This is a genomic window from Streptomyces coeruleofuscus (assembly GCF_039532725.1).
Taxonomy (GTDB): Bacteria; Actinomycetota; Actinomycetes; order Streptomycetales; family Streptomycetaceae; genus Streptomyces; species Streptomyces coeruleofuscus.
The window spans coordinates 45449-60720 of the sequence record NZ_BAAASE010000001.1 but is presented as its reverse complement, the minus strand read 5'-3'; the positions used below and the strand labels follow the sequence as shown (position 1 = coordinate 60720).

Below are 15272 nucleotides of genomic sequence, written 5' to 3'. Positions count from 1 at the left end.
TGCAATGGCCCGTGGACTCACGGAAACCTTCACCGCCCCACCCCGGTACACCCTCAACTCCACCGGCATAGTGGGGTGTCGCGCCGGGGGGCTCCGGCGCCAGGTATGACATGCACACGAAGCAGCACACGGTTATGCACCAACGGGGGTCATCGCACCATGCGTTCCACACGTACGCCCGCGGCACCGAAGCGCGGGCGGCGCTCCCTTCTCGCCGCCACCGGGCTCATAGCCGCCCTGGCGCTCACCGCGACCGCCTGTGAAGGTTCGGCGGACTCGGCGAGCGACAAGCCCGACGCCACCACCTCGCAGGCCGCGGACGGCGGTGGCAAGGTCAAGATCCCGGCCGACCTCGCCGGCAAGCTCGAGGAGCACGGGATCGACGTCGACCGGTGGAAGGACGGCGGCTGGAAGGACTGGGACAAGGACAAGTGGCTCAGTGAGGCGAAGGACTTCGTCAACCCGGTGATCGAGGGCCTTTGGAAGCCGGAGCGGATGCAGTCCGCGAAGGAGGCCGACAAGACGGTCACGACGAAGGACGCGTCGGCCGGCCAGGGCGTGAGCGATCCGGACCCGGCGCCCGTCCAGGCGCAGGCCGAGAAGACGCCGTACCACCGGAACGCCGCCCCGGTCGGCAAGGTCTTCTTCGACTCCCCCGACGGCCCGGCCGTCTGCTCCGGCACGGTGATCAAGGACGTCAACCACCCGGGCAAGTCCAACTTGGTGTGGACGGCGGGCCACTGCGTGCACGCCGGCGGCGACGGCGGTTGGTACCGCAACCTCGTGTTCGTCCCGGCCTACAACGACCTCGGCAAGTCCGAGGCGGAGCTGAGCAACGCGAACCCGACGGAGGTCGCGCCGTACGGCAACTGGTGGGCGGACTGGGCCTCGACCTCGAACCAGTGGATCCGGGGCGGCTCGGAGACCGGCGGTGACGGCGCCGCGTACGACTATGCCGTGCTGCACGTGAAGCCCGAGCAGGGTGCCAAGTCCCTGGAGGAGACGGTGGGGGCCGCGCTGGACGTGGACTTCTCGGCGCCGTCCGCGGCCGGGGCCGCCAAGATGGGCGCCTGGGGCTACCCGGCGGCGCCGCCCTACAACGGCCTGAAGATGTTCAAGTGCGTCGACGTCCCGGGCCGGTTCTCGCTCAGCCCGAGCCTGCCGACGATGTACCGCATCGGCTGCACCATGACCGGCGGTTCGTCCGGCGGCGGCTGGTTCCGGGTGGTGAACGGCAAGTCCGTCCTCGTGTCCAACACCTCGATCGGCCCGGCCGACAACAGCTGGCTGGCCGGCCCGCAACTGGGCCGCGATGCCGAGGCGCTCTACCAGAACATGAGCAAGACGTACGGCGGTCGGTGACCGGACCATGTTGAAGGCCCGCTCCCTGCGGACAGGGAGCGGGCCTTCACGTGCTCAGGCCGTAGCTCAAATCACAGACACGCTCACGCCGAAGCCTCGCTCACGCCGAAGCCGTCAGAGCGCCGGCGCCGGGACGTACGGCGCGAGCTCCGCCGCCAGCTCCTCGTGCACCCGCGCCTTGAGCAGGGTGCCCTCCGGGGTGTGCTCCTCGGAGAGGACCTCGCCCTCGTCGTGGGCACGGGCGACCAGCTTGCCCTGCGTGTACGGCAGGAGCGCCTCGATCTCGACCGACGGGCGCGGCAGCTCGTTGTCGATGAGCGCGAGCAGCTCGTCGATGCCCTGGCCGGTGCGGGCCGAGACGGCCATGGACCGCTTCTCGACACGCAGCAGCCGCTGGAGCGTCAGCGGGTCGGCCGCGTCGGCCTTGTTGATCACGACGATCTCGGGTACGCCGGTGGCGCCGACGTCCCTGATCACCTCGCGCACGGCGGCCAGCTGCTCCTCCGGGTTCGGGTGCGAACCGTCCACCACGTGCAGGATCAGGTCGGACTCGCCGACCTCCTCCATCGTGGAGCGGAACGCCTCGACCAGGTGGTGGGGCAGATGGCGCACAAACCCGACCGTGTCGGCCAGCGTGTACAGCCGGCCGCTCGGGGTCTTGGCCCGGCGCACGGTCGGGTCGAGGGTCGCGAACAGGGCGTTCTCGACCAGCACGCCCGCGCCCGTGAGGCGGTTGAGCAGCGAGGACTTGCCGGCGTTGGTGTAGCCCGCGATGGCGACCGAGGGCACCTTGTGACGCTTGCGCTCCTGGCGCTTGATCTCGCGGCCGGTCTTCATGTCCGCGATCTCCCGGCGCATCTTCGCCATCTTCTCGCGGATCCGCCGCCGGTCCGTCTCGATCTTGGTCTCACCGGGACCACGGGTAGCGAGGCCGCCGCCCTTGCCGCCGCTCATCTGCCGGGACAGCGACTGACCCCAGCCGCGCAGCCTCGGCAGCATGTACTGCATCTGCGCGAGCGCGACCTGCGCCTTGCCCTCTCGTGACTTGGCGTGCTGGGCGAAGATGTCCAGGATCAGGGCGGTCCGGTCGATGACCTTGACCTTGACGACGTCCTCGAGGTGGATCAGCTGGCCCGGGCTGAGCTCACCGTCACAGATGACGGTGTCCGCGCCCGATTCGAGGACGATGTCGCGCAGCTCCTCGGCCTTGCCGGAGCCGATGTAGGTGGCCGCGTCGGGCTTGTCGCGGCGTTGGATCACACCGTCGAGCACCAGCGCGCCGGCCGTTTCCGCGAGGGCGGCGAGCTCCGCGAGGGAGTTGTCCGCGTCCTGCGCGGTTCCCGTGGTCCAGACGCCGACGAGCACGACCCGCTCCAGGCGGAGCTGGCGGTACTCGACCTCGGTGACGTCCTCGAGCTCGGTGGAGAGGCCCGCCACACGGCGCAGAGCCGCGCGCTCGGAGCGGTCGAGCTGATCGCCGTCCCACTCTCCGTCGATCTCGTGGCTCCAGGCGACGTCCTCTTCCATCAGGGCATCGGCCCGAAGACCCTCGGGGTGGCTGTGCGCGAAGCGCTTGGTGTCCTGGGAAGGGGAAGAAGAGGAGGTCATTGGATCCTTACGTAGCTGGAAAACCGTTTACGGCGACGGAGCGCTGCGAGCTTTCCGTCACCGGGCATAACGCGCGAGCGTTCCGGGAGATTCCCGGCGCTCCGTGCCGCGCCGACCTGAAGATAGTCGCACGGCACGGGGCGTCTCGTCACCGTGTTATCGAGCGGCCGCCCCAGCGGATGCGGCCGCCTTCCCGGGCTCAGCCGGTTTCGCCGGCGCGGCCGGCTTCCAGTCCGGGTGCCCCGGCATCGGCGGGGTCTTCTCCCCGTACAGCCAGCCCTGGAAGAAGCCGTCCAAATCGCGCCCTGAGATCTCGGCGGCGAGCCGGACGAAGTCCTCCGTCGTGGCGGTGCGGTCCTTGTACCGGCCGACCCAGGCGCGCTCCAGGCGTTCGAAGGCCGCGCGGCCGATCTCCTGGCGCAGGGCGTACAGGACGAGCGCGGCGCCGTCGTAGACGTTCGGCCGGAAGATGCCGGTCTTGCGGCCGGGCTCGGGGGCCTTCGGGGCGGCGGGTGGTCCGCCGGCCGCGCGCCAGCGGTCGGAGGCGCCGTACGCGGCCTTCATACGGTCCCGCATGGGCTTGCCGGCCTGCTCCTCTGCGTACAGCGCCTCGTACCAGGTGGCGTGTCCCTCGTTGAGCCACAGGTCGGACCAGGTGCGGGGGCCGACGCTGTCGCCGAACCACTGGTGGGCCAGCTCGTGGATCATGATCGACTCGACGTACCACGCGGGGTGGACGGGCTCGGTGAACAGCTCCCGCTCGAAGAGGGAGAGCGTCTGGGTCTCCAGTTGGAAGCCGGTCGAGGCGTCGGCCATGAGCAGGCCGTACGTCTCGAAGGGGTAGCGGCCGACTTTGCCCTCCATCCAGGCGATCTGCTCCGGGGTCTTCTCCAGCCAGGGTTCGAGTGCCTCGCGGTCCCTGGTCGGGACGACGTCCCGTACCGGCAGTCCGTGCGGGCCGGTGCGGTGCAGCACCGTGGAGCGGCCGATGGAGACCTGGGCGAGTTCGGTGGCCATGGGGTGCTGGGTGCGGTACGTCCACGTGGTCGACCCGCGGGACGTGTCCACCCCGGCGGACAGGCCGTTGGCGACGGCCGTGTGACCGTCGGGTGCGGTGACCCGGAAGGTGAACATCGCCTTGTCGGAGGGGTGGTCGTTGCACGGGAACACCAGGTGCGCGGCGTCGGCCTGGTTGGCCATGGCGAGGCCGTCCGCGGTGCGCACCCAGCCGCCGTCGCGCCCCTTGGCGGGCACGGGGTCGCTGGTGTGCCGCACGGTGATCCGCATCCACTTGCCGTCCGACACGGAGTCCTCCGGCGTGATCACCAGGTCCTCGCCGGCGGTGCTGAAGGTGGCGGGCTCGCCGTCGACCTCGACCGAGTGGACCGTGCCGTGGGCGAAGTCCAGGTTGACCCGGTCCAGGTCGGCGGTGGTCCAGGCGTCGATGGTGGTCACGGCCCGCAGCGGCTCGCTGTTGCTGCCGGGGTAGGTGAAGGAGAGGTCGTACGACGCGACGTCGTAGCCGGGGTTGCCGAGGTACGGGAAGAGGCGGTCGCCGACGCCGAGCGGGACGACGGGGGCGCTCGCGGCGACGAGGCAGACGGAGACGGCCGAGGCGAGCAGCGCCGCGGACGTCCGTCGGTGACAGGAGCGGGTACGGGGGCGGGTGCGGTGGGGGGTGAGGCGCATGCCTCACGGCTATCAGCGCGCGCGTGCGCGACGCGGACGACGCGCGTCCGGCCCACCCGAACCGGGGACCGGGGCCTGCGCCGGGTGCCGCCACGCGTCAGAGGGCCGGCGCACGGGCGGTCTCAGCCGAGCCGCAGCCGGTGGGCGACGCCTGCGCGGGCCAGCCGAGCCGCATCCGGTAGCCCGCGCCCGGAGGGGCTCAGCCCAACCGCATCCGGTGGCCGACGCCTGCGCGGGCTCAGCCGCCCTGCGTCTGCGGCTGGGCCCGGGTGACGTCGTAGACCCCGGCGACGTTGCGCATCGCCCGCATGAGGGCGGGCAGGTGGGCGGCGTCCGGGAGCTGCACGGTGTACGTGTGACGGACCTGCTGCTGGGTCGGGGGTTCGACGGTCGCGGAGACGATCTCGGCGCCTTCGTGGGCCATGGCCTCCGTGAGGTCTGCGAGCAGATGGGGACGGACGAACGATTCGGCGACCAGCGTGACCCGGCACTCGGTGGCATCGCCCCAGCGCACGCCGACCTCCGTGCGCCCCCCGCCCTTCATACGGGCCACCGCGGCGCACTCGACGCGGTGCACGGTGACGGCTCCCCCGCGTACGGCGAAGCCGGTGATCTCGTCCGGCCGTACGGGTGTGCAACAGCCGGCGAGCCGGACGGTCGCGTCGGGCCGGTCGGCGAGGACGTTGCCGCCGGCAGGGCGGACGGCCGCCTGCTCGGGAGCCGAGCCGTCCGGGTCGGCTGCCTCGGCGGTCGCCGGCCGGCGGGGCGCCGTGCGTTCCTCTGCCCGCCGGTCCTCCTGGACGTCGGTCCGCTGGGCCTCGGCCTGTGCCGGATGGGCGGCCAGCCAGCGCTGGATGGCGATCCGGGCCGCGGGCGTGTGCGCGTGCTCCAGCCACTCCCGGGAGGGCTCGGACGCCGGGTCCTGGCCCATGAGGAGCTGGACCGTGTCGCCGTCCTTCAGCACGGTGCTCAGCGTCGCCAGACGGCCGTTGACCCGGGCGCCGATGCACGCGTGCGCGTCCTCGCCGTACTGCGCGTACGCGGCGTCCACGCAGGTCGCCCCGTCGGGCAGGCCGAGTGTGCCGCCGTCGGGCCGGAAGACGGTGATCTCACGGTCCTGGGCGAGGTCCTCGCGCAGCGTCGACCAGAAGTGGTCCGGGTCGGGCGCCGCCTCCTGCCAGTCGAGGAGCCGGGAGAGCCAGCCGGGGCGGGTGGGGTCGACGCGCTCGCCGTCGGCCGGGTCGTCGGGGGCCGGCGCGTACGGGTTGCCGAGCGCGACGACTCCGGCCTCGGCGACCTTGTGCATCTGGTGCGTGCGGATGAGGACTTCGACGACCTGGCCGTCCTCGCGGGCGACGGCCGTGTGCAACGACTGGTACAGGTTGAACTTCGGTACGGCGATGAAGTCCTTGAACTCCGAGACCACCGGCGTCATGCAGGTGTGGAGTTCGCCCAGGACGCCGTAGCAGTCGGCGTCCTCGTTCACCAGCACCAGCAGCCGGCCGAAGTCGGAGCCGCGGAGCCGGCCGCGTTTGCGGGAGACCCGGTGCACGGAGACGAAGTGGCGGGGCCGGATGAGGACTTCGGCCGGGATGTCCGCCTCGCGCAGCACGGTGCGCACCTCGTCGGCGACCTCGGCGAGCGGATCGTCCGCGCGGGAAGCGTTGCGGACGATCAACTCCCTTGTGTGCTCGTACTCCTCGGGGCGCAGGATCGCGAAGACGAGGTCTTCCAGTTCGGTCTTGAGCGCCTGGACGCCCAGCCGTTCGGCGAGCGGGATCAGCACGTCACGTGTCACCTTGGCGATGCGCTCCTGTTTCTCGGGGCGCATGACACCGAGGGTGCGCATGTTGTGCAGCCGGTCGGCGAGTTTGATCGACATGACGCGGACGTCGTTGCCGGTGGCGACGAGCATCTTGCGGAAGGTCTCGGGCTCGGCGGCGGCGCCGTAGTCGACCTTCTCCAGTTTGGTGACGCCGTCGACGAGGTAGCGGACCTCCTCGCCGAACTGCTCGCCGACCTGGTCGAGCGTCACGTCCGTGTCCTCGACGGTGTCGTGGAGCAGGGAGGCCGTCAACGTCGTGGTCTCGGCGCCGAGTTCGGCCAGGATCAGGGTCACGGCCAGCGGGTGGGTGATGTACGGCTCGCCGCTCTTGCGCATCTGGCCGCGGTGCGAGGACTCGGCCAGCACGTAGGCGCGGCGCAGGGGTTCGAGGTCCGCGTCGGGATGGTGGGCGCGGTGCGCGTCGACGACGTGGCTGATGGCGTCGGGCAGCCGGCCGCGGGCGGCGGGGCCGAGCAGGGCTGCGCGGCCGAGGCGGCGCAGATCGATCCGGGGGCGGGCCTTTCTGCGGGGGGCTGTCGGCGTCACCGGTCCTGACACCGCGCCCGGCATCGGGCCTGGGGTCACGGAATTCGTGGCCTCCGCACTCATGGGCACCTCCGGCTGCGTGGACCGGCGGACGGGGTGCCCCAGGGCGGACACGGCTCAGGGGGCGGCTTCGTCCCCCGTCCGGGCCGGTGCTTGATGCTACCGAGCCCACCATGCCCGGCTGACCGCCTCTCGCCGAGCGTGAAACTGATCACCCATTCGAGGGACGAATGTGAGGTTTGCACCCCTGTACATCGTGACCATGACGGCTCTGTTTCCGCCAAGTGGCCGAATCCGTAGGGCTGTTTTGGGTCGAGGGGCCGACAGTGCGCGGCACTCTCCGGACGGTCGGCGCCTACTCAGGCGCGCGTGGCGGTGTCCAGCCAGTCCGCGTCGATCTCGCCCTCGGCCACGATCACCGCAGGCCCCGTCATCTCGATCTCGCCGTCGGGCCGCTCGGTGATCACCAGGGTGCCGCCGGGTACGTCCACGGTGTACGTCGCCGGGGTCCCGGTGGCCGTCGGGTCGGCGCCGTCGCGTCGGGCGGCGGCCACGGCGACCGCGCACGCGCCCGTGCCGCACGAGCGGGTCTCGCCGGCGCCGCGCTCGTGCACGCGCAGCGCGACGTGCCCGGGGCCGCGGTCGACCACGAACTCGACGTTCACACCGCCCGGGTAGGCGGCGGCCGGGCTGAAGGGCGGCGGGGAGAGCAGGTCACCGGCATGGGACAGGTCGTCCACGAAGGCGACCGCGTGCGGGTTGCCCATGTTGACGTTCCGTGCGGGCCAGCTGCGCTCACCGACACTGACCGTGACGTCGCCCTCGGGCAGCACCGCCTTGCCCATACCGACGGTGACGTCGCCGTCCTTGGCGATGTGCACGGTCTTCACACCCCCGCGCGTGGCGACCGCGAGGTCCCCTTCGGTGACGTGTCCGGCGCGCTGGAGGTAGCGCGCGAACACCCGCACGCCGTTGCCGCACATCTCCGCGATCGAGCCGTCGCCGTTGCGGTAGTCCATGAACCACTCCGCCTCGGCCGCCATGCCCTTCGCCTCGGGATGCGCCGCGGATCGCACCACGTGCAGCAGTCCGTCACCGCCGATGCCCGCGCGGCGGTCGCAGAGGGCTGCGACGGCGGCCGGGGGCAGGTCGACGGCGTTCTCCGGGTCCGGGACGATCACGAAGTCGTTCTCGGTGCCGTGGCCCTTGAGGAAGGGGATCCGCGTGCTCATTCCTCGATCGTACGGGGCGCTCCGCGGGTCGAGCCGAAAGAGGGTGCCGGGGAGGATCGGGCCGTGATCTCGTGCGGGTGCATCATGGCCTGTCGCGCCCACCCGGCGGACCGCATATCGACACAGCCCCGCGCCCCTATGCGGCGCGTTTCAGCGGAGGCGCGCTACCCGCCAGACCGCCAGTACGACCACCGCGGCCACCATCACCGCGTACGCGACGACGACCCGCCAGTCGGGTTTGCGGCCCGAGCCCTTGGCCGGCAGGCCCGGCCAGGTGTGGCCCACGCGGCGGGCGGCCATCATGCCCCAGCCGGCCGCGCACGAGCAGATCAGCAGCCCGAGCATGGCGATCACGGCTCCGCTGTCGCCGAAGTCGAAGGCGAGCGGGAACGCGAACATCAGGGAGCCGAGCGCGGCCAGGCTCACGATGGGCGCGAGCTGCCAGATGCGCAGCCGGCGCTGCGGGCGCAGCTCGACCTCGACCTCGCCCGCGAACATCTCCTCGGGCTCGGGGCCGTCGTCCGTCACACCCTGTGTCTCGTCGGGCCCGTCGGCGCTGAGACGGTCCGACTCCTGGTCCGGTCCGTCCCCGAGCTCCGGGTCGTCCCGGCGCTCCGGCACATCCCGGTCGGCGGTGATGTGATCGGTGCCTTGTGCGGTGTCGCGAGGGCCGGCCTCCATCGCCACGCGCCCTCCCAACTAGGACTCAACTCGGTCGATCGAAGCTCGATGATGGCACGCCACCGCAGGCCCGGATGACGGCCTGGGCGTCCCGATGCCATGACGTGATCAGGCTGTAACCGGTCGTTCGACCAAAGACAGCGCGAGCTGCGGAAGTTCTGAGAGATCGGCCGCAGCCCCACTCAACCAGTGCACCCGGGGATCGCGCCTGAACCACGAATCCTGACGGCGCGCGAAGCGCTTGGTGGCACGTACGGTCTCAGCCCGCGCGTCCTCCAGAGTGCACTCCCCGGCGAGCGCCGCGAGCACCTGCTGGTAGCCGAGAGCGCGCGAGGCCGTACGCCCCTCCCGCAACCCCCGCGCCTCCAGCGCCCGCACCTCGTCCACGAGGCCGGCGTCCCACATCCGGTCGACCCGGCGCGCGATGCGCTCGTCCAGTTCGGGCCGGGCCACGTCGACACCGAGCTGGATCGTGTCGTACACGGAGTCGTGGCCGGGGAGGTTGGCGGTGAAGGGCCTGCCGGTGATCTCGATCACCTCCAGGGCCCGGACGACCCGGCGGCCGTTGCTCGGCAGGATCGCCCGCGCGGCCTGGGGGTCGGCGGCGGCCAGACGGGCGTGCAGCGCGCCGGAGCCGCGCAGCGTCAGCTCCTCCTCCAGCCGGGCGCGGACCTCGGGGTCGGTGCCGGGGAACTCCAGGTTGTCGACGGCCCCGCGCACGTACAGTCCGGAGCCGCCGACCAGGATCGGCCAGCGGCCCTCGGCGAGCAGGGCCTCGATCCGCTCACGGGCCAGGCGCTGGTACTCGGCGACGGACGCCGTGACGGTCACGTCCCAGATGTCCAGGAGGTGATGGGGGACGCCGCCGCGCTCCTCGGGCGTCAGCTTGGCGGTGCCGATGTCCATCCCTCGGTAGAGCTGCATGGAGTCGGCGTTGACGACCTCACCGCCGAGACGCTGGGCCAGGAAGACGCCCAGATCGGACTTTCCGGCCGCAGTTGGTCCGACGACGGCGATGACGCGGGGGGCGGGGGGTGCACTGCTCACCGACCCAGTCTCGCAAACCTCGAACCATGCTCTCGAACGAGTTACGTGACGCCACGGCCGCGGGGTCGTTGCCCGTTGCGAGGTTCCTGCCGCCGGATCGCAGAGGCGGTGGCCCGGGTCGCGCAAACGGACGCACCGGGCGGCGCGGGATTTCGCCCGCACGAGTAACGTATGGAGTGGATATGGGCGTTTTTGCACGACTTCTCCGGCGGTCCAAGGCGACGAAGGAGTCGTCTGCCGAGGCTCAGGCCGACAAGGCGACGGCCGGGTCCGAGGCGGAGGAAACGGCAGGGGCGGAGGCGGCTAAGGGGGCTGAGGGGGCGGCGGAAGCGGCCGAGTCGGCGGCTGAGGCGGCCGAGGTCACCGAGACCGAGGGCGTCGACATCCCGAAGCAGCAGTCCACCGACAAGGCGGCCGACAACGAGGCCGGCGAGGGCGCCCGCACCTGACCGCCCCGCGCGAGGGAAGGTGAACCATGGGTCTCCTGCACAATGTGAAGGCCAAATTGGGCCCGGCCAAGGGCAAGGTCTCGGACTTCGCGCAGCGGCACGAGGACAAGATCCAGCACGGCCTCGACAAGGCCGCGCAGGTCGTCGACAAGAGGACCAAGGGCAAGTACAGCGACAGGATCCAGTCGGGCACGGGCAAGGCCAAGGGCGCCATGGACCGACTCGCGCACAAGGGCGACAGCGGACCGGCCGCGAGCGGCACGACGCCGCCGACCGCGGGCGGCTCGACACCGCCGCCGGGCGCAGGCGGCACCATGCCGCCGGACACGGGCCGTACGGCACCGCCGCGGGACACTGGAGGCACCCCGCCGCCGGACGCACCACCGCCCACTTCCTGACCGCACATCGGCGCAGCAGGTCCTGAACACGACATCGGCACACCGAAGGGCACATCGGCGGACGGCCGCGGAGCACGAGGGCTCCCGGCCGACCGCCGTTTCCCGTGCCCGACGCCGTTTCCCGTGCCCGACGCCGTTTCCCGTACGCGCCGCCGGGGCCGCCCTGCCGCCGGGTCTACGACCAGGTGGCCACGATGTATCCCACCCCGTACGGCGCGTCCTCGAACAGCAGTGATCCACCGAGGTCCGCGCCCTCGGCCGCGCCCGCCAGGACCTGCCAGGGGGCGCGGCCGGAGGCCTTCAGTTCACGCGCCAGGCCTGTGTCCAGCGTCGTGAGCGCGGCTGTGTCCGCCGTGCCGAGCGCGCGTGCGACCTCCGCGTCGAAGGGCGCCGCCCGTTCGTCCAGATAGCCCGGGGCCTTGAGCGTCCGGCAGGCGCTGGCGTCACCCATCACCAACAGCGCGACCCGCTCGGACCGTGTGGCGAGGTCCCGCCCCACCCGGGCGCACTGCTCGGGCGCGAGCCGGTCCCCTACGCCGAGTCCCTCGACGGGGGCGCCGGAGCAGCCCGTCCGCTCCAGCAGCCAGGCGGCCACCGCCAGCGAGTACGGCAGCCGCTGTTCCGTGGGCGCACCCTCGTCGCTCTGCCCCAGCCGTACGTCGAGATCGACGCCGAAGTTCCGGAACGAGCCCCGCGTGCCCTCCGGATACGTCTCGGGATTCGTCTCGGGTCCGGTGCTCTCCACCGGCCCGACGACCACGAGCCGGCCGGGCCGGGCGGCCGCGAGCACGCCCAGCGCGTCCGTGCAGGCGGCCCGCGCGGCGTCCAGCTCCGGAGCGGCGCCCGCGGCGACGTCGGGCACCAGTAGGGGCGGGCAGGGGCAGACAGCGGCGGCGACAAGCATGATCGGCAGGGTAACCCGCGAGCCCTTCGGAGCAAGCCACGGCCGGAGTCGACCGCAGCCGGGCCCGACCGCGGTCAGGTCAGGCCGCGGCCTCACTCAGCCCCCGGCCGCGGCCGGAGCCCGGCGCAGCCGCACGACTCAGTGGCCCGACGGAGCTGCTCGGCTCAGTGGCCCGACGGAGCTGCTCGACTCAGTGGCCCGACGGAGCTGGTCGACTCAGTCACAGCCGCAGCCGCTCGCCGCCACCGGGAGCGGCTCGGGGACGCCGATCTTCGGCAGGCCCAGGAGCACGCCGGCCGACTGGGCCGGCTTGCCCTCCTTCTCGGCGTTGCGCTTCTCCCAGGCGTCGCCCGCGCGCGTGCGCCGCACCTCCAGCACGGGGCCCTCGGCGAGGAGGTGGTGCGGGGCGGCGTAGGTGATCTCGACCGTGACGACGTCGCCGGGGCGGACGTCCTGGTCCGGCTTGGTGAAGTGGACGAGGCGGTTGTCGGGGGCGCGGCCGGACAGGCGGTGCGTGGTGTCGTCCTTGCGGCCCTCGCCCTCGGCGACCATCAGCTCCAGCGTGCGGCCGACCTGCTTCTTGTTCTCCTCCCAGGAGATCTCCTCCTGGAGGGCGACGAGGCGCTCATAGCGCTCCTGGACGACCTTCTTGGGGATCTGGCCGTCCATCTCGGCGGCCGGGGTGCCCGGGCGCTTGGAGTACTGGAAGGTGAAGGCCTGGGCGAAGCGGGCCTCGCGCACCACGTGCAGCGTCTGCTCGAAGTCCTCGTCGGTCTCGCCGGGGAAACCCACGATGATGTCGGTGCTGATCGCCGCGTGCGGGATGGCGGCGCGGACCTTCTCGATGATCCCCAGGTAGCGCTCCTGGCGGTAGGAGCGGCGCATGGCCTTCAGGACCGTGTCCGAGCCGGACTGGAGCGGCATGTGCAGCTGCGGCATCACGTTGGGCGTCTCGGCCATGGCCGCGATGACGTCGTCGGTGAAGTCGCGCGGGTGCGGGGAGGTGAAGCGGACGCGCTCCAGGCCCTCTATCTTCCCGCAGGCGCGCAGCAGCTTGCTGAAGGCCTCGCGGTCGCCGATGTCGGAGCCGTACGCGTTGACGTTCTGCCCGAGCAGCGTGATCTCGGAGACGCCCTCCGCGACCAGGGTCTCGATCTCGGCGAGGATGTCGCCGGGGCGGCGGTCCTTCTCCTTGCCGCGCAGGGCCGGGACGATGCAGAAGGTGCAGGTGTTGTTGCAGCCCACGGAGATGGAGACCCAGGCCGCGTACGCGCTCTCGCGCCGGGTCGGCAGCGTCGAGGGGAACGCCTCCAGCGACTCGGCGATCTCGACCTGCGCCTCCTCCTGAACGCGCGCGCGTTCCAGCAGGACCGGCAGCTTGCCGATGTTGTGCGTGCCGAAGACGACGTCCACCCAGGGCGCCTTCTTCACGATGGTGTCGCGGTCCTTCTGCGCCAGACAGCCGCCGACCGCGATCTGCATGCCCGGGCGGGCGGCCTTCTTGGGCGCCAGGTGACCGAGGTTGCCGTAGAGCTTGTTGTCGGCGTTCTCACGCACGGCGCAGGTGTTGAAGACGACGACGTCGGCCGCGTCGGCGCCTTCGGGGGCGCGGACGTAGCCCGCGTCCTCCAGCAGACCGGCCAATCGCTCGGAGTCGTGGACGTTCATCTGGCACCCGTAGGTGCGTACCTCATATGTGCGCGTGCCGCCCACTGACTGGCTCCGGTCGATGCTGCTCATGGGGACAAGGGTAGGCGGTCGCCGGAGGTGGCTCGGTCGCCTGTGGACAACCCGGGGCCCGGCCTCACGCCTCTATGAGACCGGCGCGGATCGCGTACCTGGTCAGCTCCAGACGGTCGCGCATGCCGAGCTTCTGGAGGAGGTTGGCGCGGTGGCGTTCGACCGTCTTGGCGCTGATGAAGAGGAGTTCGCCGATCTCCTTGGAGGTGTGGCCCTCGGCGACCAGCTTCAGGATCTCCTCCTCGCGTTCGGTGATGGCCCGTTCCGGCAGGCCGTCGCCCCGGTGCAGCCGCTCCAGGTAGGAGCGGACGAGGGCCCGCTCGGCGCCCGGATAGATGAACGGCTCGTCGCGCACGGCCGCCCGGCAGGCCTCCACCAGGTCGCGGTCGGCGACGGACTTGAGGACGTAGCCGCTGGCCCCGGCCCTGAGCGCCTCGAAGAAGTACTCCTCGTTGTCGTACATCGTCAGGATCAGGATGTGCAATGCGGGCAGCCGGCGGGAGAGTTCACGGGCCGCCTGGAGACCGGTCATCCGGGGCATGGCGACGTCCAGGACGGCCAGGTCGACCTCGGTGTCCCGGGCGCGGGCGACGGCCTCGGCCCCGTCCCCGGCCTCGGCCACGACCGTCAGGTCGGGCTCCCCGTCCAGGATGAGGCGCACTCCCCGGCGCACGAGGGTGTGGTCGTCGGCGAGCAGGACGCGGATCGGGGACCGGGCGTTCGGGGGCCGGGTGGCGTTCGGCGGGCTTCCCGGCGTCACCGGTGTGGACATCAGCGTGCTCCTTCCGGCGCCGGTACGCGCAGGCGTACGTCGGTGCCCCGGTCGGGGGCCGGTTCGAGGGTGAGAGAGGCGCCGATCAGGAGGGCGCGCTCCCGCATGCCGGTGATGCCGGCGCCCTCCGGGGGGTCGCCGAGGCCCGTGCCGTTGTCGCGTACGAGGAGTTCGACGCCGCCGGGGACCGGCCGGAGGCGGAGTTCGGCACGGTCGGCACCGGCGTGCCGGGCGGTGTTGGTCAGGCCTTCCTGGGCCACCCGGTAGACGACGAGTTCCGATTCGGGGGTCAGGGCGGGGAGGTCGCCGGTGACGTGGTGGCGCACGGTCAGGCCGTGGGTCGTGAACTCGGCGGCGAGCGAGCGCAGGGCGCTGGCCAGGCCGAGTTCCTCCAGGACTCCGGGGCGCAGCCTGCGGGCGATACGGCGGATCTCGTCCAGGCCGGCCCGGGTCGCCTCCTGCGCCTGGCCGACCTCCTCACGCAGGTCCTGGGGCGCCCGGTCCGCGACGCGCTTGAGCTGGAGGAGGACGGCGGTCAGGGTCTGCCCGACCTCGTCGTGGAGCTCCCGGGCGATCCGGTGCCGTTCGCTCTCCTGCGCGGACAGCGCCCGGGCGGCGCCCGCGGCCCGTTCGGCCTCCAGCCGGTCGAGCATCGCGTTGTACGTCGTGATCAGCCCGGCCGTCTCCGCGGGTCCGGCGACGACCGGGCGGGAGCCCGGACGCAGCAGGTCCACGGTGGCCATGGCCCGGTCCAGCCGTTGCAGGGGACCGAGACCGAAGCGCAGCACGAGCGCGTTGCCGGCGAGCAGCACCGCGAGACCGCCGAGCAGGACGAGCGCCTCGCCCGCCAGGACGGGGGTCGACACGGTGACAGGGCCGAGCAGCAACGCGGTGGCCACGACCAGGCCGGCCGCGTTGAGCGAGAAGATCCGCCAGAACAACGACACGTTCCTGGATCCGCTCCTTCCGGCTTTCGCGTATGGCCCGCCCTTCGCGTATGAGCCGGCCTTCGCCCACGA

The 15272-nt window shown here is 71.9% G+C and carries 13 protein-coding genes; 3 read left to right on the top strand and 10 right to left on the bottom strand.

The features are described 5' to 3' along the window. Positions 1–159 precede the first annotated feature (159 nt). Positions 160–1362 (top strand): trypsin-like serine peptidase, encoded by a 1203-nt coding sequence (locus ABFX81_RS00260; RefSeq protein ID WP_086855535.1) that lies wholly within the window; start codon positions 160–162, stop codon positions 1360–1362. Positions 1363–1476: 114 nt separating this feature from the next. Here the strand turns inward: ABFX81_RS00260 and hflX are convergent, their stop codons facing one another. The 6 genes from hflX to miaA form a co-directional block, all read right to left on the bottom strand. Beyond that, a complete protein-coding gene (gene hflX / locus ABFX81_RS00255; protein WP_086855534.1) occupies positions 1477–2970 on the bottom strand; it encodes a GTPase HflX in 1494 nt (497 codons plus the stop codon). A gap of 156 nt (positions 2971–3126) precedes the next feature. Further along, the gene (locus tag ABFX81_RS00250; RefSeq protein WP_346137455.1) at positions 3127–4659 is read right to left on the bottom strand and encodes a M1 family metallopeptidase; all 1533 of its coding nucleotides are present in this window, start codon (positions 4657–4659) and stop codon (positions 3127–3129) included. A gap of 238 nt (positions 4660–4897) precedes the next feature. Next, positions 4898–7093 carry a RelA/SpoT family protein gene (locus tag ABFX81_RS00245; RefSeq protein WP_346137454.1) on the bottom strand — a complete coding sequence of 732 codons (2196 nt, stop codon included), beginning with the start codon at positions 7091–7093 and terminating at the stop codon, positions 4898–4900. Positions 7094–7389: 296 nt separating this feature from the next. Continuing rightward, positions 7390–8262, bottom strand: a complete 873-nt coding sequence (gene dapF / locus ABFX81_RS00240) for a diaminopimelate epimerase (RefSeq protein WP_086852083.1) — start codon at positions 8260–8262, stop codon at positions 7390–7392. Between the two features lie 150 nt (positions 8263–8412). Continuing rightward, a complete protein-coding gene (locus ABFX81_RS00235) occupies positions 8413–8943 on the bottom strand; it encodes a hypothetical protein (protein WP_086852081.1) in 531 nt (176 codons plus the stop codon). 108 nt (positions 8944–9051) lie between these two features. After that, positions 9052–9990 carry a tRNA (adenosine(37)-N6)-dimethylallyltransferase MiaA gene (miaA, locus tag ABFX81_RS00230; protein ID WP_086852079.1) on the bottom strand — a complete coding sequence of 313 codons (939 nt, stop codon included), beginning with the start codon at positions 9988–9990 and terminating at the stop codon, positions 9052–9054. Positions 9991–10172: 182 nt separating this feature from the next. Here miaA and ABFX81_RS00225 point away from each other — a divergent pair, with 182 nt between their 5' ends. Continuing rightward, positions 10173–10439, top strand: coding sequence for a hypothetical protein (locus ABFX81_RS00225; RefSeq protein WP_086852077.1), 267 nt, complete (start codon positions 10173–10175; stop codon positions 10437–10439). Positions 10440–10465: 26 nt separating this feature from the next. Then, on the top strand, positions 10466–10837 hold the full coding sequence (locus ABFX81_RS00220) for an Rv0909 family putative TA system antitoxin (RefSeq protein ID WP_086852075.1): 372 nt from the start codon (positions 10466–10468) through the stop codon (positions 10835–10837). Between the two features lie 175 nt (positions 10838–11012). Here the strand turns inward: ABFX81_RS00220 and ABFX81_RS00215 are convergent, their stop codons facing one another. The 4 genes from ABFX81_RS00215 to ABFX81_RS00200 all read right to left on the bottom strand — a co-directional run bounded on the left by ABFX81_RS00215 (position 11013) and on the right by ABFX81_RS00200 (position 15200). After that, the gene (locus tag ABFX81_RS00215) at positions 11013–11741 is read right to left on the bottom strand and encodes a class III extradiol ring-cleavage dioxygenase family protein (protein ID WP_086852073.1); all 729 of its coding nucleotides are present in this window, start codon (positions 11739–11741) and stop codon (positions 11013–11015) included. 216 nt (positions 11742–11957) lie between these two features. After that, positions 11958–13481: a tRNA (N6-isopentenyl adenosine(37)-C2)-methylthiotransferase MiaB gene (gene miaB, locus ABFX81_RS00210; RefSeq protein ID WP_086852071.1), complete on the bottom strand. Its 1524-nt coding sequence runs from the start codon at positions 13479–13481 to the stop codon at positions 11958–11960. Between the two features lie 64 nt (positions 13482–13545). Next, positions 13546–14253, bottom strand: coding sequence for a response regulator (locus ABFX81_RS00205; RefSeq protein WP_086852069.1), 708 nt, complete (start codon positions 14251–14253; stop codon positions 13546–13548). Continuing rightward, positions 14253–15200 carry a histidine kinase gene (locus ABFX81_RS00200; RefSeq protein ID WP_086852067.1) on the bottom strand — a complete coding sequence of 316 codons (948 nt, stop codon included), beginning with the start codon at positions 15198–15200 and terminating at the stop codon, positions 14253–14255. The genes ABFX81_RS00205 and ABFX81_RS00200 overlap by 1 nt, the downstream gene beginning before the upstream one ends. Positions 15201–15272 lie beyond the last annotated feature (72 nt).

What these genes read in the sequence shown, in the direction of transcription:
- ABFX81_RS00260 (WP_086855535.1), top strand. Translation starts at nt 160, where the DNA reads ATGCGTTCCACACGTACGCCCGCGGCACCGAAGCGCGGGCGGCGCTCC.
- hflX (WP_086855534.1), bottom strand. Translation starts at nt 2,970, where the DNA reads ATGACCTCCTCTTCTTCCCCTTCCCAGGACACCAAGCGCTTCGCGCAC.
- ABFX81_RS00250 (WP_346137455.1), bottom strand. Translation starts at nt 4,659, where the DNA reads ATGCGCCTCACCCCCCACCGCACCCGCCCCCGTACCCGCTCCTGTCAC.
- ABFX81_RS00245 (WP_346137454.1), bottom strand. Translation starts at nt 7,093, where the DNA reads ATGAGTGCGGAGGCCACGAATTCCGTGACCCCAGGCCCGATGCCGGGC.
- dapF (WP_086852083.1), bottom strand. Translation starts at nt 8,262, where the DNA reads ATGAGCACGCGGATCCCCTTCCTCAAGGGCCACGGCACCGAGAACGAC.
- ABFX81_RS00235 (WP_086852081.1), bottom strand. Translation starts at nt 8,943, where the DNA reads ATGGAGGCCGGCCCTCGCGACACCGCACAAGGCACCGATCACATCACC.
- ABFX81_RS00225 (WP_086852077.1), top strand. Translation starts at nt 10,173, where the DNA reads ATGGGCGTTTTTGCACGACTTCTCCGGCGGTCCAAGGCGACGAAGGAG.
- ABFX81_RS00220 (WP_086852075.1), top strand. Translation starts at nt 10,466, where the DNA reads ATGGGTCTCCTGCACAATGTGAAGGCCAAATTGGGCCCGGCCAAGGGC.
- ABFX81_RS00215 (WP_086852073.1), bottom strand. Translation starts at nt 11,741, where the DNA reads ATGCTTGTCGCCGCCGCTGTCTGCCCCTGCCCGCCCCTACTGGTGCCC.
- miaB (WP_086852071.1), bottom strand. Translation starts at nt 13,481, where the DNA reads ATGAGCAGCATCGACCGGAGCCAGTCAGTGGGCGGCACGCGCACATAT.
- ABFX81_RS00205 (WP_086852069.1), bottom strand. Translation starts at nt 14,253, where the DNA reads ATGTCCACACCGGTGACGCCGGGAAGCCCGCCGAACGCCACCCGGCCC.